The organism is Pseudomonas sp. 3-2, from assembly GCF_019710535.1.
Classification (GTDB): domain Bacteria; phylum Pseudomonadota; class Gammaproteobacteria; order Pseudomonadales; family Pseudomonadaceae; genus Aquipseudomonas; species Aquipseudomonas pharyngis.
Genome location: NZ_CP081200.1, coordinates 5,257,632 through 5,281,134, shown reverse-complemented (window position 1 = coordinate 5,281,134; position 23,503 = coordinate 5,257,632). Strand labels below are relative to the sequence as shown.

The 23,503-nt window shown below is 60.2% G+C and carries 25 protein-coding genes and 1 pseudogene; 14 read left to right on the top strand and 12 right to left on the bottom strand.

The window, feature by feature from the left end; translation table 11 throughout:
* Positions 1-213: 213 nt before the first annotated feature.
* From K3819_RS23920 to K3819_RS23910, 4 genes and pseudogenes are all read left to right on the top strand, one after another.
* Positions 214-573, top strand: a complete 360-nt coding sequence (locus tag K3819_RS23920; RefSeq protein WP_085610952.1) for a DUF6124 family protein — start codon at positions 214-216, stop codon at positions 571-573.
* Between the two features lie 134 nt (positions 574-707).
* Complete coding sequence (locus K3819_RS23915; protein ID WP_039765632.1) at positions 708-935, top strand: hypothetical protein; 228 nt, start codon at positions 708-710, stop codon at positions 933-935.
* A 147-nt stretch (positions 936-1,082) separates the two neighbouring features.
* A pseudogene (locus K3819_RS29805) lies at positions 1,083-1,364 on the top strand (PAS domain-containing protein); the annotation flags it as partial.
* Positions 1,365-1,607: 243 nt separating this feature from the next.
* On the top strand, positions 1,608-2,672 hold the full coding sequence (locus tag K3819_RS23910) for a methyl-accepting chemotaxis protein (RefSeq protein WP_409348359.1): 1,065 nt from the start codon (positions 1,608-1,610) through the stop codon (positions 2,670-2,672).
* Here the strand turns inward: K3819_RS23910 and K3819_RS23905 are convergent.
* The 5 genes from K3819_RS23905 to norR form a co-directional block, all read right to left on the bottom strand.
* Complete coding sequence (locus K3819_RS23905; RefSeq protein ID WP_221398067.1) at positions 2,669-3,418, bottom strand: YkgJ family cysteine cluster protein; 750 nt, start codon at positions 3,416-3,418, stop codon at positions 2,669-2,671. The two genes, K3819_RS23910 and K3819_RS23905, sit on opposite strands and share 4 nt — an antisense overlap.
* 87 nt (positions 3,419-3,505) lie before the next feature.
* Positions 3,506-3,823, bottom strand: a complete 318-nt coding sequence (locus K3819_RS23900) for a hypothetical protein (protein ID WP_039765638.1) — start codon at positions 3,821-3,823, stop codon at positions 3,506-3,508.
* 61 nt (positions 3,824-3,884) lie between these two features.
* Positions 3,885-4,343 carry an N-acetyltransferase gene (locus K3819_RS23895; RefSeq protein ID WP_085610948.1) on the bottom strand — a complete coding sequence of 153 codons (459 nt, stop codon included), beginning with the start codon at positions 4,341-4,343 and terminating at the stop codon, positions 3,885-3,887.
* A gap of 27 nt (positions 4,344-4,370) precedes the next feature.
* The gene (locus K3819_RS23890; protein ID WP_011335848.1) at positions 4,371-5,273 is read right to left on the bottom strand and encodes a chemotaxis protein CheV; all 903 of its coding nucleotides are present in this window, start codon (positions 5,271-5,273) and stop codon (positions 4,371-4,373) included.
* Between the two features lie 147 nt (positions 5,274-5,420).
* Positions 5,421-6,977 carry a nitric oxide reductase transcriptional regulator NorR gene (gene norR / locus K3819_RS23885; RefSeq protein ID WP_221398066.1) on the bottom strand — a complete coding sequence of 519 codons (1,557 nt, stop codon included), beginning with the start codon at positions 6,975-6,977 and terminating at the stop codon, positions 5,421-5,423.
* Positions 6,978-7,140: 163 nt separating this feature from the next.
* Between norR and hmpA the strand changes: the two genes are divergently transcribed.
* The 9 genes from hmpA to K3819_RS23840 all read left to right on the top strand — a co-directional run bounded on the left by hmpA (position 7,141) and on the right by K3819_RS23840 (position 16,014).
* On the top strand, positions 7,141-8,322 hold the full coding sequence (gene hmpA, locus K3819_RS23880; RefSeq protein WP_221398065.1) for an NO-inducible flavohemoprotein: 1,182 nt from the start codon (positions 7,141-7,143) through the stop codon (positions 8,320-8,322).
* A gap of 210 nt (positions 8,323-8,532) precedes the next feature.
* Positions 8,533-9,093 carry an ester cyclase gene (locus K3819_RS23875; protein WP_011335845.1) on the top strand — a complete coding sequence of 187 codons (561 nt, stop codon included), beginning with the start codon at positions 8,533-8,535 and terminating at the stop codon, positions 9,091-9,093.
* Positions 9,094-9,118: 25 nt separating this feature from the next.
* Positions 9,119-9,628: a disulfide bond formation protein B gene (locus tag K3819_RS23870; RefSeq protein ID WP_007956723.1), complete on the top strand. Its 510-nt coding sequence runs from the start codon at positions 9,119-9,121 to the stop codon at positions 9,626-9,628.
* Between the two features lie 825 nt (positions 9,629-10,453).
* Complete coding sequence (gene cyoA, locus K3819_RS23865) at positions 10,454-11,395, top strand: ubiquinol oxidase subunit II (RefSeq protein WP_011335843.1); 942 nt, start codon at positions 10,454-10,456, stop codon at positions 11,393-11,395.
* Between the two features lie 3 nt (positions 11,396-11,398).
* Positions 11,399-13,429, top strand: a complete 2,031-nt coding sequence (gene cyoB / locus K3819_RS23860; RefSeq protein ID WP_064383941.1) for a cytochrome o ubiquinol oxidase subunit I — start codon at positions 11,399-11,401, stop codon at positions 13,427-13,429.
* Positions 13,430-13,432: 3 nt separating this feature from the next.
* Positions 13,433-14,059: a cytochrome o ubiquinol oxidase subunit III gene (locus K3819_RS23855; RefSeq protein WP_007956720.1), complete on the top strand. Its 627-nt coding sequence runs from the start codon at positions 13,433-13,435 to the stop codon at positions 14,057-14,059.
* Positions 14,059-14,394 (top strand): cytochrome o ubiquinol oxidase subunit IV, encoded by a 336-nt coding sequence (gene cyoD, locus K3819_RS23850; protein WP_007956718.1) that lies wholly within the window; start codon positions 14,059-14,061, stop codon positions 14,392-14,394. Before K3819_RS23855 ends, cyoD begins: the two co-directional genes overlap by 1 nt.
* A gap of 10 nt (positions 14,395-14,404) precedes the next feature.
* On the top strand, positions 14,405-15,292 hold the full coding sequence (cyoE, locus tag K3819_RS23845) for a heme o synthase (RefSeq protein ID WP_085668163.1): 888 nt from the start codon (positions 14,405-14,407) through the stop codon (positions 15,290-15,292).
* A 230-nt stretch (positions 15,293-15,522) separates the two neighbouring features.
* Complete coding sequence (locus K3819_RS23840) at positions 15,523-16,014, top strand: RidA family protein (protein ID WP_064599271.1); 492 nt, start codon at positions 15,523-15,525, stop codon at positions 16,012-16,014.
* A 70-nt stretch (positions 16,015-16,084) separates the two neighbouring features.
* Here the strand turns inward: K3819_RS23840 and K3819_RS23835 are convergent, their stop codons facing one another.
* The 4 genes from K3819_RS23835 to K3819_RS23820 form a co-directional block, all read right to left on the bottom strand.
* Positions 16,085-16,789, bottom strand: coding sequence for a hypothetical protein (locus tag K3819_RS23835; protein WP_085610944.1), 705 nt, complete (start codon positions 16,787-16,789; stop codon positions 16,085-16,087).
* Between the two features lie 173 nt (positions 16,790-16,962).
* Complete coding sequence (locus tag K3819_RS23830; RefSeq protein WP_221398064.1) at positions 16,963-17,487, bottom strand: hypothetical protein; 525 nt, start codon at positions 17,485-17,487, stop codon at positions 16,963-16,965.
* A 64-nt stretch (positions 17,488-17,551) separates the two neighbouring features.
* Entirely contained in the window at positions 17,552-17,956 is a 405-nt protein-coding gene (locus K3819_RS23825; protein WP_085610942.1) for a GNAT family N-acetyltransferase, read from the bottom strand.
* Positions 17,957-18,001: 45 nt separating this feature from the next.
* A complete protein-coding gene (locus K3819_RS23820) occupies positions 18,002-18,907 on the bottom strand; it encodes a LysR family transcriptional regulator (RefSeq protein WP_007956710.1) in 906 nt (301 codons plus the stop codon).
* A gap of 102 nt (positions 18,908-19,009) precedes the next feature.
* Here K3819_RS23820 and K3819_RS23815 point away from each other — a divergent pair, with 102 nt between their 5' ends.
* Positions 19,010-20,182 carry an aspartate aminotransferase family protein gene (locus tag K3819_RS23815; RefSeq protein ID WP_221398063.1) on the top strand — a complete coding sequence of 391 codons (1,173 nt, stop codon included), beginning with the start codon at positions 19,010-19,012 and terminating at the stop codon, positions 20,180-20,182.
* Positions 20,183-20,235: 53 nt separating this feature from the next.
* Here K3819_RS23815 and K3819_RS23810 read toward each other — a convergent pair whose 3' ends face one another.
* From K3819_RS23810 to K3819_RS23800, 3 genes are all read right to left on the bottom strand, one after another.
* Positions 20,236-22,155, bottom strand: a complete 1,920-nt coding sequence (locus K3819_RS23810; RefSeq protein WP_221398062.1) for an alkaline phosphatase D family protein — start codon at positions 22,153-22,155, stop codon at positions 20,236-20,238.
* Between the two features lie 71 nt (positions 22,156-22,226).
* Positions 22,227-22,973 (bottom strand): hypothetical protein, encoded by a 747-nt coding sequence (locus tag K3819_RS23805; RefSeq protein WP_085610939.1) that lies wholly within the window; start codon positions 22,971-22,973, stop codon positions 22,227-22,229.
* 119 nt (positions 22,974-23,092) lie between these two features.
* A complete protein-coding gene (locus K3819_RS23800; protein ID WP_085610938.1) occupies positions 23,093-23,464 on the bottom strand; it encodes a hypothetical protein in 372 nt (123 codons plus the stop codon).
* Positions 23,465-23,503: the final 39 nt, after the last annotated feature.

Below are 23,503 nucleotides of genomic sequence, written 5' to 3'. Positions count from 1 at the left end.
GTGGAAACCTGATTTCAAGTAGTTGCAAAGCATCTCCCCGTAATCGTTGCCGATGTCTTCTTTCGTCTGCAAACTGCGTCGCGGCGGCTGTGCGCAGGCAGACTTCGGTCTGGCCGGTTGCCTACTTATCGGTTTTCCACCCTGCGTACAGCTGCCACCTCTTGTCGTGTGGAAACGACAAGGGATGGCTCCATAGCCAAGTAGGAGTTTTTCATGGACAAACTGATACCCGACCCACCCCTCGAATCCCCCACCCCACTCGAAGAGGCCATGCGCGCCGAAGACCTCGCCCGTAACCGCGAAGCCATCAAACGCGCCCTCGATTATTACCTCTGCCCCAACCCTGCCAAACCTCGCCCGAGCACGATGTATATGGTCACTCCCAACGTCGACACCGAAAGCCTGCTGGCCAATGCCTGCGAATCCCTGGCCTCGGCCAGTACCATCGCCAGCAATTTCGCCAATGAGCTTTCGGGCCCGCAGCGCAGTACGGCGCTGGGAATCCAGCAGATCATCATGCTGGCCGAGTTGGCGGTGAACAGGGCGCTGGATCGGGTTGATCCGCAAACGTGATCCGCTAGTCGAAGAGTTCCCAAAAGGGACCGGTCGTACCCTTTTGGGGACTCTTTAAACTCCGCACACGCAGGTATACTGCGCGCTTTCGCGGCTCGTCCACCGGGCCGGACTTTTTGCTTCGCGGAGCTTTCATGACTTCCCCAATCGACAACGCTGTGAGCGATGTCCCGGCAGAGCTGGCCGAGGCCGGCGAATCCAAGCCGACCATTCCTGCGTTCAAGTTTCCGTTCAAGCCAGGTGAGCTGGCGGCGGCCAAAGCGGCCAAGCAGCCGCAATTCAAGGGCAAGGACGGTGATCGTCACGCCAAGATTCCGGGTGTGGCGCCTTCGGGTACTCGCCGTTCGATGGGCAAGCGCTGATTCATTCCCGCCTCGGCCGACGCTGTGATTTTCGGTCACAGTGATGGCTAATTGCTCAGTTCCTGAGCCAGATCAACGTTTAACCAGTGAGTGCGCTTAGAGTCAGCAGCCCTGCCGACTCTTTCCAATAAAACGAGCGCGCTTTTCATGAAGATCAATCTCCCGGTGACCGGGCGCAATGTCGATGTTGCGCCGGATGCGAACATTCTCTCGACCACCGATCTGACCAGCGCGATCACCTACGCCAACGACGACTTCATCAGGATCAGCGGTTACAGCCGCGACGAGCTGCTGGGTGCGCCGCACAATTTGCTGCGTCATCCGGACATGCCCGCGCAGGCGTTTGCCCATATGTGGGAGACGCTCAAGCGTGGGCGGTCGTGGATGGGGCTGGTGAAGAATCGTTGCAAGAACGGTGATCACTACTGGGTCAGTGCTTATGTCACGCCGGTCACGCAGAACGGTGCGGCGGTGGAGTATCAGTCGGTGCGTACACGGCCGGATGCGCGGCAGATGGCGGCGGCGGAGCGGGCGTATGCGCAGTTGCGCGAGGGGCGGGTGGCGCGGTGGCAGTGGCTGCCGAGCCTGAGTTTGCGGGCGAAGATCATGGCGTTGACCAGTTCGGTGCTGGCGCTGGTGCTGGGGATGGAAGCCTGGCTGCGGCCGGAGTCCATGGGCATCGAAGCCGCTGCGCTGGTGGCCGGCAGTGGCGCCTGTGCGCTGGGCGTGGGTTGGTTATTGCGGCCGCTGGAGCATTTGACCGAGCGTGCCCGGCTGATTGCCGATAACCCGTTGAGCCAGGGCATTTATACCGGGCGGCGGGATCAGTTCGGGCAGATCGAGTTTGCCTTGCAGATGCTGGAAGCGCAGGTCGGCGCGGTGGTGGGGCGGATCGGTGATGCATCGCAGCGGCTGGCCGGGCATGCGGCGCAATTGGTGGATCATCTGCACAGCAGTCACACCAGCACGTTGGCGCAGCAGGCGGAAACCGATCAGGTGGCGGCGGCGATTCATCAGATGGCGGCCAGTGTGGCCGAGGTGGCCAGCCATGCGCAGCAGGCGTCGGTGGCGGCGGACATGGCGGGTACGGAAACCCGTGAAGGTCATCTGCTGGTGGGCGAGAGTCGCAGTGCAGTGTTGCGGCTGGCCGAGGAGTTGGGGCGGGCGACCGAGGTGATTCATCAGCTCGAAGGCCACAGCATCGAGATTTCCGGGGTGCTGGAGGTGATTCGCAGCATCGCCGAGCAAACCAATCTGCTGGCGCTCAACGCGGCGATCGAAGCGGCGCGGGCCGGGGATGCCGGGCGCGGGTTTGCAGTGGTGGCCGATGAGGTGCGTGGCCTGGCTCAGCGTACTCAGCAGTCGACCAACGAGATTCAACGGATGATCAGCACCCTGCAAAACGGCGCGCGGGATGCGGTGCTGGTGATGCAGCAGAGCAGCGAGCATGTGGATAACAGCGTCGAACAGGCCCAGCGTGCGGCCCGGGCACTGGACGGAATCAGCGGGCGGGTCGAGCAGATCACCGAGATGAGTCTGCAGATTGCCGCAGCGGTCGAGGAGCAGAGCGCGGTGAGCGAGGACATCAACCGCAACATCGTCAGTATTCGCACGGCGTGCGAGTTGACGGTGGATGAAGGGCGCCAGAGCCAGCTCAACTCAGAGGATGTGGCGGGGCTGGCGGGGGATTTGCGTTCGCTGGCGCGGGAGTTCTGGGGGCGGCGGCAGGGCGCTTAGGCTGCTCGCAGTGAAATGAACGCGTAGGTCTGCGGCGGCTCGGACACCACCTGTGCCCCGGCCGCCCGCACTTGCCCGGCGATGTCGTCGCCGGAGACATGGAACAGCCATTCGCTGGAAACTTCGCTCAATGGCTGCGCCGCGACCTGATCGATCACCGAGGCAAACGCGCCCATGTCCGGCAGGTACGCGGTGAACCCATCGCCCTTAAGCGCGGTGGTGCGGATGCCGAGCAAACCGCAGATCGCGTCCTTGATCCGGATGTCGTCGCGATCGGCCTGACGCGAGCGCTGGATCAGCGTCACCAGTTCCTGATCCACCAGCTCACCGCCGACGATCAGTTGCGGCCCTTGCTCCCACGATTCTGGCGGGCAGTCCTTGGCGGCAGGGTTCAGCGGGATGTGCGGATTGATTTCGGCGGGATAAATGCGACACACCAGCGGCCGACGCTCGTAGATGCGGCACAGCTTGTCTTCGTCAAGATTCCGGCAGGGGCCGACGTTGTAGGCGGCGAAAGTGATCGCCACATGGGCGTCGGACATTCCGCTGCGGACAACTGCCGAACGGCGTTGCGCATGCTCGCGCTGCTGTTCCGGCAGGCCCAGGCCGTTGGCAAGAAACGCCTCCACCAGCACGATCACCTGACCGCCGTCGTCCGCCCACATACGGGCTTCGGCCAGGGTCAGGGGCACATGGTGATCGGTGCAGCATTTGCCGCAGCCTACGCAGGAAAAGGTCGTATTCATTGAGCGGGCAATCTTCAATCAGGGTGTGAATCGGCGACATAAAGCCGCCGTACAGGCCCGGAGTGAAGCAAGTTGTGCGCCATTCGCTCAGGGTTTGGCGGTCGGGCGGATCGAGTCCCATTCGGTGACGAACGCGGTTTTCGACTTTTTGTTGTACAGGCACAGCTCGGTGCCTTGCTGGCCCTTCATGTGTTTTTGCGGGTACTGGCCTTGCAACAACAGCGCGGTGTAGCCGACGCGGTCATCGAATTGCGCGGCGTTGCCGACCGGTTTGGCGTTTTTCAGGCCGCTGGCCTTGGTGCAGCTGGCGAGCACGGCTTTGTCGTAGGCCGCCCAGGCGTCGGGGCTGGAGGCGTGGGCCAACGGGGCGATGAGGCAAAGTACGGAGAGGGCGAGGCGTTTCATGGTTCGGGCATCCTTGGAAGTTGATCGCCAAGGTTGGAGTATGCCGCAGGATTTTAGTTTGTCAGTCCGGCACCAATTCCCGGCGAACCACATACATTCCAGACATTTCGTACAAGCGCTGCGCTCGCTGATTGCTCTCCAGCACCTTCAGATCGACAAACCCTTCGCGTCGATCCCGAAACGCCTTGAACGCATGAAGCAGCAACGCCCGACCCAATCCCCGACCTTGCCCCCGAGGATGCACCACCAGATTCTTGATGTAGGAACTGGTCCAGCATTGCGCCACGCCAATGACGCCTTCGGCATCGCTGGCGATGAAACACAGTGCCGGATCGTATTCCGGATCGGTTTCGAACTGCTGTTGCCAGACGTCCAGCGCCGGCACCCGGCCACCGCCTTCGCGGTAGCCGATCTGCATCAGTTCATGCACGGCGGATGCGCGTTCGGCGCTGTAAGTCGTGAGTTCGATGCCGTTCGGCCATTCGATGGTCGGCACGTCCTGGCTCAGGTCGCGCCGCATCAGAAAACAGAACGTCTCGCTCAAGACTCAGTGACCCTGAGCAGCGACATGCTTGGCCGCTTCGATCAGGCAGTGGGTCAGCTCCGGCGAGGAGAACTTGGTCAGCACGCCGTTGGCTCCGGCGAGGCGGGCCTTTTCGCTGTTCATCGCGCTGTCGAGTGAGGTGTGCAGCAGCACGTAGAGGTGGGCGAAGTCCGGGGTTTCGCGCAGGGTGCGGGTGAAGGCGTAACCGTCCATCTCGGACATTTCAATGTCGGAGACGATCAGGTTGATCTGCTGCGCCGTGCCTTGCAGGTCCAGCAGGCAGTCGATGGCTTCCTTGGCGCTGCGCGCAGTGTGGCATTGCAGGCCGAGGTTGCGCAGGGTGTGCACCGATTGCTGCAGTGCCACCTGACTGTCGTCGACCACCAGGATCCGCGCGTTGCCCAGCACTTCGGCGTCTTCCATGCTCAGCTCGGTCGGGGCCATTTCGATCTGTGCCGGGGCGATGCCGTGGATGACTTTTTCAATGTCCAGCACCTGCACCAGCGTGCCGTCGACCGAAGTCACGCCGGTGATGTAGGCGCGCGAACCGCCGGAACCAAACGGCGGCGGTTTGATGTCGGTGGTCAGGCAATGCACGATCTTGCTCACCGCCTGCACATGCAGGCCCTGTTTCGAACGGCTGACGTCGGTGACGATCAGGCAGCCGCCGTTCGGATCTTCCAACGGCCGCTCGCCGATGGCCCGGCTCAGATCGATCACCGACAGCGAAGCACCGCGCAGGGTGGCGATGCCTTTGACGTGCGGGTGCGACTCCGGCAACTTGGTCAGCGGCGGGCAGGGGATGATTTCACTGACCTTCAGCAGGTTGATCGCCATCAGCTTGCCGCTGCGCAAGGTAAACAGCAGAAGCGAAAGTGAATCTGCGCGGGCTTTGTTGGAAGACATAAAAACCTTCTGTGGAGAAAGGTGGGTGGGCGAGGGTGGAAGTCGCCAGAAACTATTGATGCCGGGTTATCGGCGCCAAAAGGTTGGGCTTTAGGTTAGTTGTCGGGTGGCGTTCCGATGAAGGCGCTTTTGAACTTGAAGCACATTTCAGCTTTTCATCCCCAACCGCTTCGCCATCCGCCCCAGATTCGCCCGGTCCAGCCCCAGCTCCCGCGCCGCACTGGCCCAGTTGTCCCGATTGCGCTCAAGCGCTGCACTGATCAACTGCCGCTGATACTGCTCAGTGGCGGTGCGCAGGTCGCCGCTGATCAACGGCTGGAGGGTGGCTGCTGCGGACGGCGCCGGTGAGTTATCCACAACCTCGCGCGGCAGATCGAGATCCAGCGCACTGAGGCTGAGAATCTTCGGCCGCACCTTGCAGTTGCCCAGCGCTTTCAGTGCGCTGCGTCCGATCAGGTGTTCCAGTTCCCGCACGTTACCCGGCCAGGTGTAGGCCAGCAGCGCTTCCTGGGCGTCGCTGTTCAGGCGCAGGCTGTTGAGGCCCATGCGCGAGCGGTTCTGTTCCAGGAAATAGCCGCTGAGCAGCAGCACATCGCGCCCCCGGTCACGCAGCGCCGGCACCCGCAACGGGTAGACGCTGAGGCGATGGTAGAAGTCGGCGCGGTAGCGGCCGCTGCGCACTTCTTCGGCCAGATCACGGTTGGTCGCAGCGATCAGGCGCACGTCGACCTGATGTTCCTTGTCCGAACCCAGGCGCTGCAACTGACCGCTCTGCAACACCCGCAACAGCTTGGCCTGGACGGTGAGCGACAACTCGCCGACTTCATCGAGAAACAGCGTGCCGCCATTGGCCAGTTCGAACTTGCCGCGCCGGTCGCTGGTGGCACCGGTGAAGGCGCCGCGCACATGGCCGAACAGTTCGCTTTCCACCAAGGTATCCGGCAGGGCGGCGCAGTTGAGGCTGATGATCGGTTTGTCGGCGCGCTTGGAGGCAGCGTGAATCGCCTGCGCCACCAGTTCCTTGCCGACTCCGGTTTCGCCAGTGATCAACACGGTCAGGTCGCTGCCGCCGACCAGATTGATTTCTTCCACCAGCCGTTTATGCGCCTTGCTCTGGCCGATCATTTCGCGGTTCTGCTGGCCGCTGGCCTGGCGATAGACCTCGGCGCGCTGGTGTTCGTCTTCGGCGCGGATCGCCAGACGTTCGATGCGTTCGGCGGCATTCACAGTGGCCGAGGCGAGGCTGGCGAAGGCTTGCAGAGCATCAAGTTCGATCGGTTCGAAACGCTCCGGATCGAGGGCGTCGAGGGTGATCAGGCCCCAGAGTTTTTCATCGACGAACAACGGGCAACCGAGGCAATCGTGAACTTCGAGGTGATCGTCGAGGCCGTCGACCAGCCCGTCATACGGATCGGGCAGATCGCTGTCGGCGGCGAAGCGGGTCGGCCCTTGGCCGGCCAGCAGCACTTCGAAGCGCGGGTGTTCGCTGACCTTGAAGCGCCGGCCGAGGGTGTCGGTGCTCAAACCGTCCACCGCCAGCGGCACCAGCCATTCTCCGTCGAGGCGCAACAATGCGGCGGCATCGCAGGGCAGCAGGGCGCGCATGGCTTCGAGCAGGCGCCGGTAGCGCTCACCCTCGGGCAGTTCGCGGGACAGGTCGGAAACCAGTGGGAGCAGGGCGGTGAGCAATGATTTGGCGGACATAGGCTTGTAGTCAAAGAGACACGTTGTAGTCGAAGCGACTATAGAGCGGCCTGTGTCGATCTGACTACATAATTTTCAAGCTATTGATTTATATAGAAAAAATAGTTGGCACGAATACTGGAATGGATAAGGCACTTTTAGAGAAAGCTCAGGAGTCACCCTTATGCTTAGCGTCCAGGATCGAGCCATCATCAAGTCCACCGTGCCTCTGCTGGAAAGCGGCGGTGAAGCGCTGATCACCCACTTCTACCGGATGATGCTCTCCGAGTACCCGGAAGTCCGCCCGCTGTTCAACCAGGCTCACCAGGCCAGCGGTGACCAGCCTCGCGCTCTGGCCAACGGTGTGTTGATGTACGCCCGCCACATCGATCAACTCGACCAGTTGGGCGATCTGGTGGCCAAGATCATCAACAAGCACGTGGCCCTGCAAATCCTGCCGGAGCACTACCCGATCGTCGGCACCTGCCTGCTGCGCGCCATCTCCGAAGTGCTCGGCGAAGAAATCGCCACCCCGCAAGTGATGAGTGCCTGGGGCGCAGCCTACGGTCAATTGGCCGATATCCTGATCGGCGCCGAAACCGCGATCTATGACCAGAAAGAACAAGCCGTCGGCGGCTGGCGCGGGGCGCGGGAGTTCATTGTCGCGGCCAAGGTCGAGGAGAGCGCGGAAATCACCTCGTTCTACTTCGAACCGGCGGACAAGGGCCCGATCCTCGCCGCCGAGCCGGGTCAGTACATCGGCATGAAGCTGATCCTCGACGGCGAAGAAATCCGCCGCAACTACTCGCTGTCTGCCCTGGCCAACAAAGGTCAGTACCGCATCAGCGTCAAACGCGAACCGGGCGGCCGTGCCTCCAATTACCTGCACGATCAACTGCACGTCGGCGCCAGCATTCAGCTGTTCCCGCCATCGGGTGAGTTCACTCTGACTGCCAGCGACAAACCGCTGGTGCTGATCAGCGGCGGCGTCGGCATCACGCCGACGCTGGCGATGCTGGAAGCGGCGCTGGAAACCGAGCGTCCGGTGTACTTCATTCACAGTGCGCGCAACGGCAGCGTGCATGCGTTTCGTGACTGGGTCGACGGGCTGGCCGCGCGCCATCCGCAGCTCAAGCGCTTCTATTGCTACGCCGAAGATGACGGCGTGAGCCCGGCGGCGGACAAGGTCGGGTTGTTGAATGAAGAGCAACTGGGCGAGTGGCTGCCGCCGGAGCGTGATGTGGACGCTTACTTCCTCGGGCCGAAAGGTTTCATGGGGGCGATCAAGCGTCACCTGAAGGCGCTGGGCGTGCCTGAGAAGCAGAGCCGGTATGAGTTCTTCGGGCCGGCTGCTGCTCTGGAATAATCCGGAACCGAGTCGCCTTCATTCGCGAGCAAGCCCGCTCCCACATTGGAATGCATTTCAATGTGGGAGCGGGCTTGCCCGCGATTGGCCGTTACGCGGACTTGATTCTTAAATTCTGTTTAAAGGTTAATCGTTTCTTAACCGGTTTATCGTTTATTCCCCGATGCTGATGATAGGCGCTCGTTCGTTTACATGATCAGGATCGTCCCCATGTCGCACTTCGCCTCTTCCCGTCGTTTCAGCCTGGCCACTTTGGGCCTGTCGGTTGCCTTGCTGTCCAGTCCGTTCGCCTTCGCCGAATCCGCCTTGATCGAACCCCAGACCCTGATCGTCGATCAGAGCCTGCCCAAGGCCCAGCGAGATGCAATGGAACTGGCGGCGCGGCGTTATGGCAGTTTCTGGAACACGGGCGAAGAGGCGTTGGCCACCGCCGCCCTGTCGCCGCAGTTCGTCGACAAGACCCCGCCGGAAGGCCGGGTGCAGGGGCCGACCGGGCCACTGCTGGCGTCGAAGTTCTTTCGCACGGCGGTGCCGGACTTGAGTTGCGAGATCGAACAAATGATCGTCGCCGGGGATCGCGTGGTGGTGCACCTGCACTTTCGCGGGCATTTCACCGGCACCTTCAAGGCTCTCAAAGGGCAGGGCCAGCGTGTAGACTTCCGGGCAACCGATATTTATCAGATCGACAACGGTCGCATCGCGGCCAATTGGCATATCGAAGACAACATCAGCCTGATGGCGCAACTGCAAGCGCAGCCGCCGGCCAGCTGAACCATGGACTTGAAAGGGAAACGCGATGAGCGAGGAAACGATTCGATTGGGACGTGAACGGCGCTATCTGGTGTTGCTGGGCATCATCTGCCTGGCGCTGATCGGCGGCGCGCTGTACATGCAGATCGTGCTGGGCGAGGCGCCGTGCCCGCTGTGCATCCTGCAGCGTTATGCGTTGCTGCTGATCGCGTTGTTCGCGTTCATCGGCGCGGCCATGCGCACCCGGCGCAGCATCACCGTGTTCGAGGTGCTGGTGGTGATTTGTGCCATCGCCGGGGCCGGTGTCGCCGGGCATCACGTGTACACCCAGTTCTATCCGGCGGTGAGCTGCGGCATCGATGTGTTGCAGCCGATCGTTGATGACCTGCCGCTGGCGAAGATCTTCCCGCTGGGCTTCCAGGTCGACGGTTTCTGCTCGACGCCGTACCCGCCGATCCTCGGTCTGTCGCTGGCGCAATGGGCGCTGGTGGCCTTCGTGCTGGTGGTGATTCTGGTGCCGCTGCTGACCTCGCGTAACCGAAAAGCGTTGCGCTGAATCAACTTTTCGGCGCGTGAGCCGATAAAACAAACGCCTCGATTTGCGGTGACGGAAATTGAGGCGTTTTGCATTTCAGGGTCTTGGTGAAAACACCGTGACGAACGGCAAGTAAGGGTGCGACAGGTGTGCGACATGTTGTCACACGCGCCCAGTCGCAGCGCGGTTCACAGGCCCGGATTGGAGTGCTGTTACAAAAAAGGATTGGTCTGTTTCAGAGTTTTTTGGTTTTTGCACGGGAGTGCCGGATCAGGCAGTTTTAACAGACTCTGACAGATGGCCAAAAGCCTTGGCATATCGGGCTTTGCGCGGATCGCGCCGTGGGAAAAAGCTCTCGGAGCTGTCTGAACTGAGGCCGATAGGCCTACATTTTTTGATGTTTTTGTTGAGAATCGATTTCGATAACATGGGGCACTTTTACAAAAACGATGATGGATTGTTGCTCTGAGCGATAAAAATTATTTCGGGATAAGACATGGTGTATAGGGCGCTACCTATCTACAATCGCCCGCACTGAATTCCCGGCACTGTTCAGCCTTTATTAAGGAGGCGAGCAGGAAGTCGGGTGTCGGGCAGCCGAGAGGCTTGCGAGACACCCAGGTGTCGGTGCCTTTCCAACTTTCCGCACCAAATGGAATTGGTCTGTAACAAGGCCTTTGACCACGAATTCGAATAAGAACTGACCGCTGTCCCAGGTTTTGTCGAGCGTCTGACGCGCGACGGGCGGCCCTTATTCAATCCAAAGAAAATGCCAACCCTTGGCAGGGTGAAGTGTTGGCGATCAAAACCCAACTGCATTGCGCAAGCTGCTTTAGAGGTCGTGAGATGAGTAAAAACAGGTACCCCAGATTACTAGGCCTAGTGCCGCTGCTCGGCACGTTGTTGCTGGGAGGCTGCAACATGACCTTGCTCAATCCAACGGGCCAGGTCGGCCTGGAACAGCGCAACCTGATCATCACCGCCACGCTGCTGATGCTGTTGGTCGTTGTGCCGGTCATCGTCATGACCTTCCTGTTCGCCTGGAAGTACCGCGCCTCCAACAAGAACGCCGTCTACACCCCGAAATGGTCGCACTCGACCAAGATCGAAGTGGCAGTCTGGACCATCCCGGTCCTGATCATCATTGCCCTGGGTTACATCACCTACAAGTCGACCCACTCGCTGGATCCGTATCGTCCGATCGAATCCGACGTCAAGCCGGTGACCATCGAAGTGGTCGCGCTGGACTGGAAGTGGCTGTTCATCTACCCGGAACAAGGCATCGCCACGGTCAACAAGATCGTGTTCCCGGCGCACACCCCGGTTAACTTCCGGATCACTTCGGACGCGGTGATGAACTCGTTCTTCATCCCGGGCCTGGGCGGCCAGATCTACGCGATGGCGGGCATGACCACCAAGCTGCACCTGATCGCTGACCGCAACGCTGAAATGGACGGTATCTCCGCCAACTACAGCGGCGCTGGTTTCACCGGTATGAAATTCAAAGCGATCGCAACTTCTCAGGAAGATTTCGACGCCTGGGTAAGTGAAGTCAAAAAGGCACCTAAACAGCTTGAAGCCGCTGAATACGCAGCCCTTGCCAAGCCAAGCCAGAACAATCCAGTCGAGCTCTACTCCTCGGTCACGCCGAACCTGTTCCAGACCATCGTCGACAAGTACGAAGGCATGAAACCAGGTAAGCCGCTGAAGCACGAGAAGAAAGAGAAAGAAGTGGCGGCAACGGATATGGACTCGAATTCGCATTCAGCTGCCGGGGCAGAGGAGTAAACGATGTTTGGTAAATTAAGTTGGGAAGCGATCCCTTTCCACGAGCCGATCGTGATGGTCACCATCTCGATGATCGCGCTCGGTGGTCTGGCGTTGTTCGCTGCAATCACCTACTTCAAGAAGTGGACTTACCTGTGGACCGAGTGGCTGACGTCGGTCGACCACAAGAAAATCGGCGTGATGTACATCATCGTCGCCATGGTCATGCTGCTGCGCGGTTTTGCCGACGCCATCATGATGCGGACCCAGCTGGCCATGGCCACCGAGGGTTCGCCTGGCTACCTGCCACCTGAACACTATGACCAGATCTTCACCGCTCACGGTGTGATCATGATCATCTTCATGGCGATGCCATTCTTCACCGGCCTGATGAACCTTGCAGTGCCGCTGCAGATCGGCGCGCGTGACGTTGCGTTCCCGTTCCTGAACTCCCTGAGCTTCTGGCTGCTGGTGTCCGGCGTCGTGCTGATCAACCTGTCCCTGGGCGTCGGCGAATTCGCCAAGACCGGCTGGGTTGCCTATCCACCGCTGTCGGGTCTGCAATACAGCCCTGGCGTGGGGATGGACTACTACATCTGGGCGCTACAGCTATCGGGTCTGGGTACAACGTTAACCGGGGTTAACTTCCTCGCGACCGTGCTGAAAATGCGTACCCCTGGCATGAAACTGATGGACATGCCGATCTTCACCTGGACCTGCACCTGGGCAAACGTTCTGATCGTGGCTTCGTTCCCGATCCTGACCGCTACCCTGGCACTGCTGACCCTTGACCGTTACATGGATTTCCACATTTTCACCAATGAACTTGGTGGCAATCCAATGATGTACGTCAACCTGTTCTGGGCATGGGGCCACCCTGAGGTTTACATCCTGATCCTGCCGGCATTCGGCATTTTCTCGGAAGTCATCTCGGCCTTCACCGGCAAGAAACTGTTCGGCCACCACTCGATGATCTACGCCTCGGGCGCGATCTCGGTACTGGGGTTCATGGTTTGGCTGCACCACTTCTTCACCATGGGTTCGGGTGCCAGCGTCAACGCCTTCTTCGGTCTGGCGACGATGCTGATTTCCATCCCGACGGGTGTGAAGCTGTTCAACTGGCTGTTCACCATCTACCAGGGCCGTCTGCGCTTCACCAGCCAGGTTCTGTGGACCCTGGGCTTCATGGTGACCTTCGCCATCGGCGGCATGACCGGCGTACTGCTGGCCATCCCGGGTGCTGACTTCGTTCTGCACAACAGCCTGTTCGTGATCGCGCACTTCCACAACGTGATCATCGGCGGCGCGGTATTCGGCTACATCGCAGGCTTCGGCTTCTACTTCCCGAAAGCGTTCGGCTTCAAGCTGCACGAAGGCTGGGGTAAAGCAGCGTTCTGGTTCTGGATCTCGGGCTTCTTCGTCGCGTTCATGCCGCTCTACGCTCTGGGCTTCATGGGCATGACCCGTCGTCTGAACGCCACCACCAACCCTGAGTGGGTACCGTACCTGTACGTTGCCATGTTCGGTGCGGTGATGATTGCTGTGGGTATCGCCTGCCAGCTGATCCAGCTGTACGTGTCGGTGCGTGACCGCAAGAAACCGGAAAACATGTGCGAACACGGTGACCCGTGGAATGCCCATACCCTGGAATGGTCGACCTCGTCGCCACCTCCGTTCTACAACTTCGCTGTACTGCCAAAGGCAGACTGCATCGATCCGTTCACCGAGGCCAAGGAAAACGGTACCGCGTACAAGGCTCCGGCCAAGTACGAACCGATCCACATGCCGAACAACACCGCCACTGGCGTGGTGATGGGCGCACTGCTGACCGTGTTCGGTTTCGCGATGATCTGGCACATCTGGTGGTTGGCGATCGCCAGCCTGGCCGGCACTGTCATCTACTTCGTGATCCACGCAGCACGTGACGATCAGGGCTACATGGTGCCGGTCGACGTGATCGAGCGCATCGAAGCCGAGCAGCACAAGCGTCTGGTAGCGGCCGGGAAGATCCCTGCTTCCGCAACCCGTGTTGAAACCAAGTTGGAACAGGCTTAAACAATGTCGAACTTAGTGACCAATGCTGGACACGCCCATGGTCATGACCATGGGCACGATGACCATCACCACGACTCGGGCGAGATGACCGTATACGGTTTCTGGCTCTACCTGATGACCGACTGCATTCTGTTTGCGTCGATCTTCGCGGTGTACGCGGTACTGGTAAACAACGTCGCCGGTGGCCCGTCGGGCCACGACATCTTCGAACTGCCATACGTGCTCGGCGAAACCGCTCTGCTGTTGTTCAGTTCGATCACCTACGGCTTCGCCATGCTGGCGTTGTACAAGGGTAAAAAGCAGCAGGTTCTGGGCTGGTTGTTCATGACCTTCCTGCTCGGCGCAGGCTTCATCGCCATGGAGATCAACGAGTTCCACCTGCTGATCTCCGAGGGCTTCGGTCCTAGCCGTTCGGGCTTCCTGTCGGCGTTCTTCACGCTGGTCGGTACCCACGGTCTGCACGTGTCCGCCGGTCTGATCTGGATGGGCATCATGATGTACCAGGTCAACAAGCACGGCCTGACGGCGACCAACAAGACCCGTCTGAGCTGCCTGAGCCTGTTCTGGCACTTCCTGGACGTGGTGTGGATCTGCGTATTCACCGTTGTTTACCTGATGGGGACCCTGTAATGGCTAATGCACACTCCCATGACAGCCATGATGCTGGCCACGGCAGCGTAAAGTCGTACGCCATCGGCTTCATCCTGTCGGTAATCCTGACCGTCATCCCGTTCGGCCTGGTGATGTTCCCGACCCTGCCGAAGTCGACGACGCTGGCAATCGTCCTGCTGTTCGCCGTGATCCAGGTTATCGTTCACCTGTATTACTTCCTGCACCTGGACCGTTCCATCGCTCAACGTAACAACGTGATTGCGTTCGTCTTTACGGCCATCGTGATCGTGCTGCTGGTCGGTCTGTCGCTGTGGATCATGTTCAGCATCCACACCTACATGATGGCGAAGTGAGGTAAACCCGATGTCGCTCAAGCACTTTATCCAAATCACCAAACCGGGGATCATTTTCGGTAACGTGCTTTCTGTGGCAGGCGGGTTCTTCCTGGCCTCGAAAGGGCATGTCGATCTGGCCGTGTTTCTGGCAGCCATGATCGGCACTTCCCTGGTCGTGGCCTCCGGTTGCGTGTTCAACAACTGCATCGACCGCGACATCGACCTGAAGATGGAGCGCACCAAGAACCGGGTGCTGGTCCAGGGCTTGATCTCCCTGAAACTGGCTCTGGTCTATGCGACCGTCCTGGGTGTCGCCGGCGTTGCGTTGCTGTACAAGGTGGCCAACCCGTTGGCTGCCCTGTTCGCCGTGATCGGCTTCATCATCTACGTCGGCTTCTACAGCCTGTACCTCAAGCGCAAGTCGGTTCACGGCACGCTGGTGGGCAGTCTGTCGGGCGCGATGCCGCCGGTGATCGGTTACGTGGCCGTGACCAACAGCTTCGACATGGCCGCGCTGACCCTGCTGGTGATGTTCAGCCTGTGGCAGATGCCGCATTCCTACGCCATCGCGATCTTCCGCTTCAACGATTACCTGGCCGCATCGATTCCGGTGCTGCCAGTGAAGCGCGGGATCCAGGTGGCCAAGAAGCACATCCTGCTCTACATCCTGGCCTTCCTCGTGGCGACCTTGATGCTGACCTTCAGCGGTTACGCTGGCATGAGCTACCTCGCCGTCGCCGCGGCCATGGGCATGTACTGGCTGTACATGGCCTGGACCGGCTACAAGGCGGTGGATGACACGGTCTGGGCACGCAAGCTGTTCGTGTTCTCGATCTTCACCATCACCGCGCTGAGCGTCATGATGTCCCTGGACTTCAAGGTGCCGACCGAGCTGCTGCTGACGTACGCGCCGTAAGGTTCGAACGTTGTACGAGAAACCCCGTTCATCGAGAGATGAGCGGGGTTTTTTGTTGCTCGGTTGATGGAGAAACGACGTCCTTTGTCGCGAACAGACTCTCTCCCAAAAGGGTGGGGTAATCAGCCATTCCCTCGAAACGACTAGCTAGAAATCGACAGGTTGCGGTCGATAGGCAAAAGCCCTAGATTCGGATCCAACTACATGCATCGATCAAGAGGCTGGGCGAAATGACTGAGAGGATGACCTGCGACGAGCGATTCATTGCCCTGGCAAAAGAGCTGAACTACGACATCAATGGCGAGAACACGGTGGGTGGCAATTACGCGCCGTTGATCCGTCATCGCGATGAGATCTACATCAGCGGCATGGTGCCGCGCACCGAGGGCAGGATTCAGTATCCAGGGCGAGTGGGGCAGGAGTTGACGCTCAAGGATGCGCAGGCGGCGGCAAGCATCAGCGCGATGCGCTGCCTGGCCTTTATCGTCGATGCAGTCGGTTCGCTGGACAAGGTCAGGTCGTTGTTGCGGGTCACGGTGTACGTGAAGTCCACGCCGGATTTCGTTGACCTCAGCGAAGTCGCCAATGGCGCGTCGGATGTGTTCAGTTATGTGTTGGGCGATGTCGGGCGACACACCCGCACCACCGTCGGCGTTTATCAGTTGCCGAAAAACGCAGCCATCGAAGTCGATATGATCGCCGCAGTGCATCCTTCGGCGTAATCGCTGAAAGCCGCACAACAAAAAGCCCCGCCTGAATTTCAGTGCGGGGCTTTTTTGTCAGCGCCCGGTATTACTGGGCGGCGATGCTGTAGCCATCAAACGCGGTCTGCTGTTGCAGGGCGGTGATGATGTTCTTGCGATTGATGGCGTGTTCGGCGCCGGTGTTGTCGACGAACGTTTCGCCTTCGATTTCCGCCTCGTCGCCTTCGCCGACGAAGGTGAAGCCGAGGAATTCCAGCGCCTCGCGATCCACGCTCAGGCGCGAACGCGGTGTGCGCATTGGCAGGGTCACGCTGATGCCGTCCTTGCTGATGCTGAACACTTCGACGTCTTTCTTGGCGCGTGCGGCCTTGCTCTTGCCGCCGCTGGGGTTGCTGATCGCCTGATGGGTCTGGTTCAGCACCTTGAGGGCCAGGCCGTAGACGATTTCCTGGAACGCCGGATCGTCCTTGAAGCTGGACAGGATGCGGCTGATCGGGAATTTGCTGCTCAGATCTTCGAGGGCGGCGATGTCGGCAGCCTCGGCGTCCTTCAGGCGCTTGAGTTCGCCCATCAACTCGTAAGCCTGGTCGTCATCGAAGCGGTCGTGGGCCTGACGGATCGCGGCGCGCAGTTCGCGGATCTGATCGCTTTCGCGGCTCGACTGGAACGCGTCCAGCACCATCTCGCTGATGATCTTCGCCTGTGGGATATGTTGTGAAAGATTGATGGAGTTTTCGTATTCCGCTTTGGACGACAGAGTGACTACGGATTCAGCGGTGTTGAAATCGGACATTGAAATTTCACTACTTTTTTAACTTGAGATGAGACGAGAAAGCGCTGGGGGCTTTTTCAGGCCGACTAATTTAGGGGAGCGCGGCAGCGTTGTCACGGAGCAAGGGGCCGGCGGTGCCGATTATTTATCCGGATGATTTGTGTTGAGCAACCTGGCACCGCGAGCGCTGTGCCTTATTCATTGGCGGCGACATTCCTCGGCAACCGCCCGGACGCCAGAGCACGCAGTGTCCAGTAGAGCTTCAACGAGCGGGTGCCGATCAGGCCGCCCAGGAACCCCGAAATAATCGACTTGATCAACAGCATGTCCGGGGAGGCGGAACGCTCCGGATGCACGTCATGCTGGTAATTGAAGTAGTAGTTCGCAGAAAAGAACATCAGGTACATGATCAGGATTTTTACCGTGCCCGGCATGATCAGGCCTGTCGCGGAGTCGTCGAGCACCACGCCCCGGCGGGAGAACACCAGCCAGGCCGACAGGCTGCCCAGCAACAGCGCCGCGAACCAGGTGCTGAAAAACAGGCCCGGGTTGATCGTCAGGTTCAGTGAGTACAGCGACCATGCCAAAAACGCCGGGGGCGTTATCAACATCGAGGCACGGCTCTCGCGTCGGGGAGAAAACGACTTGATGCCGAAATAAACCACCAGCAGAAAAATCAGGTAAACCCGTATCGGAGTGTTTTGCAGAATCGTGAGCATTGCGCAGCATCCATGCTGGAAAAAGAGGAGGGTGGAGCATAGTCGGGGTCACAGTAACCGTCGGCTATTTCAGTCGCAAACGCTCCATCGCGATCACCGAGGTTTCAAACCCCAGGCTGGCAAAAAACGCTTCCGCACCTTCGCGGCCGGCACGCAGAACCCAGGTAATGTCGGTGTTGTCGCCCATCACATGTTCGACCAGCGCCCGCCCGATTCCCGCGCGCCGGTGTTGCCCGTCGACCACGACCATCGACAGGTAACCGTTGGACAAACCATCGGTGATGCCACGGGCGAAACCGACAACCTGCTGGCCGCTCAATGCAACGGCAGTGCGTTGGGAGTTCTGAACAAGCTTTGCGAAATGCTCGGCGGTGCCGGTGCGATGACCCCAGCCGTGCCGCCCCAGAAACTGCCTTGCGGCCTCGACTTCCGTCGGCAGGAGGTCGCGTATTGAAATGTCCTTGTTCATTCGTTGATCCCGTCCCTGGTGTGTTTCCAACAGTAGTCGCGTTGCTTACGGTCTGCCCCACATCTGCATGGCGAACTCGACGAAGCGACGCAGTTTCGGCAGCCGATAGCGATCCGGCGCGTAAAGCAGGTGCATCGGGCGATTCGGCGGCTGGTAGTCCGGCATCACGACGACCAGTCTGCCGTCGCGCAGGTCCTGTTCCACCAGTGCGTCCGGCAGCATCACGATGCCCATGCCGGTGCGCGCGGCCTGATGCAGGCCGGCGGAACTGTTGATCAGCATCGGGCCTTTGACGTCGACCATGATTTCGCCGTCCGGGCCGCTGAGGCGCCACTGTTTTTCCACCGATTGCCAGTCATCGCCGGCGGGGTAGGCGAAGGACAGACAGTCGTGCTGGCGCAGTTCTTCAGGCGTGAGCGGCATGCCGCGTCGGGCCACGTATTCCGGGGAGGCGCAGACGGTCAGGGTGTAGTCGATCAGCGGGCGGGCGATCAGGTTGGACTGGTCGAAGTGGCCCAGTCGGAAGGCCACGTCGAGACCGCTTTCCAACAGATCCGGGCGACGGTTGGTCAGGATCACGTCGAGTTTGACCTGCGGACATTGCAGGGAAAACTCGCTGAGCGCCGGGGCCAGGCGTTCGACGCCAAAGGTCAGCGGCGCGGTCACCCGCAGGATGCCGCGCGGTTCATCCAGCGTCTGTTCGGCGAGCCGTTCGGAGTCGGCGACCAGACCTAATACCTCCAGGCAGCGCTGGTAGTAAACGCTGCCGAACTCGGTCAGTCGCTGGCGGCGGGTGGTGCGTTGCAGCAATTGCACACCAAGCCGTTGCTCCAGTGCCCGCAGGTGATTGCCCACCATGGTCGTGGACATTTCGCACTGCAGCGCGGCCGCCGTCATGCTGCCGGACTCCACAACCTTGACGTATACGCTCATCGACTGGAACAGATCCATTATCAAGCCTGGCTTCTAAATGATTGAAGTTTTGCCGAGTTTATCCAGTTCAGGTGGATAACCATACTGCCAGCACCTCTCACCTCGCTGGAGTTTGCCGACATGACCGCCGCCCTGATGAACACCTATCAACCGCTGGACCTGAGCTTCATCAAGGGCCTGGGCACCCGACTCTGGGATCAGGCGGGCCGCGAGTATCTGGACGCGGTGGCGGGCGTGGCGGTGACCAATGTCGGTCACTCGCACCCGCGCATCGTGTCGGCGATCAGCGAGCAGGCGGGATTGCTGCTGCACACCTCCAACCTCTACAGCATCGACTGGCAACAGTCGCTGGCGCAGAAGCTGACGCGGCTGGCGGGGATGGAGCGGGCGTTCTTCAACAATTCCGGTGCCGAGGCCAATGAAACCGCGCTGAAACTGGCGCGCCTTTACGGCTGGCGCAAAGGCATCGAGCAGCCGCTGGTGGTGGTGATGGCCAACGCGTTTCATGGCCGTACCCTCGGCACCTTGTCCGCCAGCGATGGCCCGGCGGTGCGCCTGGGCTTCAATGACTTGCCCGGGGATTTCGTCAAAGTGCCGTTCGGCGATCTTCAAGCGCTGGAGCAGGTACAGCGCAAGCATGGCCAGCGAATCGTGGCGATTCTGGTCGAGCCGATCCAGGGCGAAAGCGGCGTGCGACTGGCGCCGTCCGGCTACCTCAAGGCCCTGCGTGAATTGTGCAACCGCCACGCCTGGCTGCTGATGCTCGACGAAATCCAGACCGGCATCGGCCGCACCGGCCGCTGGTTCGCGTTCCAGCACGAAGGCATCGTTCCCGACGTCATGACTCTCGCCAAGGGCCTGGGCAACGGCGTGCCGATCGGCGCCTGCCTGGCACGGGGCCGGGCAGCGGATCTGTTCACCCCCGGCAGCCACGGCAGCACCTTCGGCGGCAATCCACTGGCGTGTCGGGTAGGTTGCACCGTGCTCGAGATCATCGAGGAACAGGGTCTGCTGGAAAATGCCAGGGTTCAAGGCGAGTGCCTGCTGACCCGCTTGCGTGCAGAACTAGCGGACAATCCGAATGTGCTGGCGATTCGTGGGCAAGGGCTGATGATCGGCATCGAACTCAAACAGCCGATCCGCGACCTGACATTGATTGCCGCGCGGGATCATGGACTACTGATCAACGTTACTCGCGGCAAGACAATCCGGCTGCTGCCGCCGCTGACGATTGATGAGCGGGAGGTGGGGATGATTGTCAGAGGGGTGGCGCGAGCGCTGGGCGAGAGCTGATTTTCCCGCTTGCGTCTGAAATGGCTGCCGTTTTTTCGGCAGCCATTTTTTGCTTAATCAGGATAATCCGACAAATCCGGCGCCAGCATCCGGGTCTTCGGTGCGCCGTTCGCGTTGTGCTGGATGATGTCGCTCGGCTGTCCCTGATGATTGAAAAATACCTGACCGATCCCCGCCGAATTCCACAACCGTTCACCCGCTTCGGCGTGTTCCGGCACGTACGGGACGATGCGCATGCGGCGGCGTTTGGTCAGCCAGTTGAGTGGCGAGCGCGGTGAGTAGAGCCAACGGTTGAGACGGTCGAACCATTCCAGCAGGGTCGGGGGAAATTCGTTCTTGATGCCGCTGCTGGTGATCTGCCAGATGCGCGGCCCGGCCTTGCGGTGTCGGATCAGGACTTCGTAGACGAAGGAATAATGCACGTCGCCTGACAGCACCACGTAACTGCCCGGTGTACGTGAGTGTCGGAAAATGTTCAGGATCACCTGGGCGGCGCCGCGATGGGCCATCCAGTTTTCCGCGTCCACCAGCAGTGGATAACCGCACCAGCTGAACACTCGCTGCACGGTTTCGATCAGCTTCACGCCGAAGATCGGCGCCGGCGAAACGATGATCGCCGAAGGATGGTCGAGCAGTTCCTGCTGCAGTTCGCTCAAGGCTTCCCAGTCCAGCAAACCCGACGGTTGCTTGAGCGCCATTTCGCTGCGCCAGCGTCGGGTGCGAGTGTCGAGCACCACCAGTGCCGGGCTGGTCGGCAAGACGAAATGCCACTGCTGAAAGCGCAACAGTTCCTCAATCAATCCGTCCTGCACGGGAGCGTCGAGATAGCGGTCGTCACCGCTGGCACTCAGGCCGCGGGTTTTCTCCAGCACTGCGCTGAATGCATCCGGATTGTTCCCCCAGCCCTGACACAACATGTAGGCGATCAGCGCGTTGCCAATGATGCGTTTGGAGAACGGGTGGCCGTAGGCCGTTTCCTCCCATTGCGCGGACAGGTTCCAGTCGTCGGTGATGTCGTGGTCATCGAAGATCATCAGGCTCGGCAAGTGCGCCAATGCCCGGGCCACCTGGCCGAGACCGGCCTTGAAACCGTCGATGCGGGTCTGTTCGAGGGCGTAGCGCTTGAGGCGTTCCGGCGTTAGCGCTGGCGGCTGCGGATTGACCAGCGTCCAGGGCGTTGGCGACCACACCAGCAAATACATGGCCATGACTTCGGCGAACGTCACGAGGTGATTGTCAGCGCTGCTGCTGGTGAAAATCGGCTTGCGCGCACCCCCGAAGAAACGCTCGCGCAATGTCTCGTTGCTTTCCAGTGCCGGCAGCAAATCCGCGCGGTGGTAGTAGCTGGCCGGGTGTTCGTAAAGTTTCGCGCTGTCGCTGACGACCGCGCCTTCGAGATGTTCACCGAACAGACCGAGGCGCTCGATCAAGGCATGAATCGCCCGCAACATCGGACCGGCCACATCGTCGGCGTAAACCTGATCACCGCTCATCATCAACAGGGCGGGACGTTGCTGTGGATCGGTTTCGGCGGCCAGCAACCGGTCAACACAGAGCAGGCCGTCGGCGGCCGGGTGATGGGGCTTGCGGCAGGAACCGTGGAGCAACTGGTCGATGCGCGAGCGCAGGACGAAGTTCGGGCAGGTGGCGTCGTCGTAGAGCAGGTGTGGCGCCCAGTCGGCGATGGGCTGCAAGCCATCGATCAACAGGTCGTAGTCGATGCGGGTGTCGCAGGGCAGGGCGGTTTCCAGCGGAACGTCGATCAGGTGAACAAACGCCCGGGTGCCTACCGGAATGATCGTGCATTTACCTGCACCCAGTGGAATGTCTCCTACGCCTTGCAGGCGCAGGGTCAGCGACAGCTCGCGGCTGCCCACCAGCCAAAGCACTAAGCGCGTTGGTTCCAGCCGTCGCAGCAACGGCCCGGCCAGAACAGCGGGCAGCGGGCTCAGGTCATCAGGTGTCGGAGGCATCGGGGGAAAAGCTCAAGGCGCACAGGCCGGCGATGATAGCGCAGCCGGCGCCTCGAACCCTTAAACCAGGCTTAAGAGCCTGTTTTTTCCAGCTTCAGCGCCAACAGGCGCCATTCGGCAGGTGTCGCATCGACTCTTTGCTGTTCCTGTACGGAGCAGTCGAAGCGGTACGTCACGTCGTCGCCATTCATGTTCCGCGCGGTGACGGTGTTGCTGAAGGAGTAAACCTGATCCTTGAAGCGCTGCGGCGTGAGGCTTTTGCTGTCAGCAAACCGGGCAGAGGCGGGGAAGCGCAAGGTGCCGGTCACGAACGGGCTGCACATCACGTACGCGAGCATCGATTTGTCGCCCTGGGCGTCGGCGCGCAATTTTTTGCTCAGCGCCGTCAGGGCCTTGCGCCCCTGATCGTCACTCTGGTCGATCACGGTTTGCACCGACATCGTCTTCGGCGCCCGACTGGCGTAGTTCGGCAGCAACGCGGAATCCGCTGGAGAGGGCTTGTTGTCCGGCTCGATAGCGGCAAACACCGGCGCGTCTTTCAGCGCAGCAGGGCTTGCAACCGCCTCGGCTTCCGGCAGCAACGAGGTCGGCTCGGCGTGCTGCTGTGCCACGACGTTTGCAGTCTGCGCGGCTTCGTAATGATGCGCCGACGGGAGCAGTGAAAAGCTGATCGCCAACACCACCATCGCCACAATGAAACCGCCTGCCGCACCGACCAGGTGGCCGTAGAACAAGTGCCAGCTGCCGCGGTTTTTCACTACCCAGCGCCACATGAAACCCCAGGCCGCGACAAATGCCAGAAAACGCAGAAACTCCATTCGATCCTTTCCTTTTAACCTTTCGCAAAACCCGGAACACGACGGGGGCGTCAAGATACCAAACCTGGTGCATCGCGCCATCAACGCGTCGATCGTTACTCCATGGCATGGATATTCAGTCAAGCGCCTGGATAGATAAGTCGGGTGGTCAGTAGCAGGGCAATAGCTCCCGCCGCGGTCCCATAGACAGCCCCGATCAGATGACGGAGCAGACTGGACTCAGGTCGCTTGAGCTGTGCGACCCACATCCACATGCCGACCAGTGCTCCCGCGCCGCTCATCACAATCAGCAGGCTGCGCGCCGGAATCGGTGGCATCGCCATATTCGCGCCAGCGAAGATCCACTGGTACAGGATCACAAACACCCAGCCTACGATCCAGCCGCTGATGAAGCCGGCGCAGTTCGCTACCAGCAAATTCCAGCGGCCCCTTTCGCCCACGACCCAGATCCAGGTCACAACGTGGACAAACATGAAAAGCCAAGCGTCCATTGCGATCTTTTTCCTGAAAGACATTTCACTTGAGAGGAC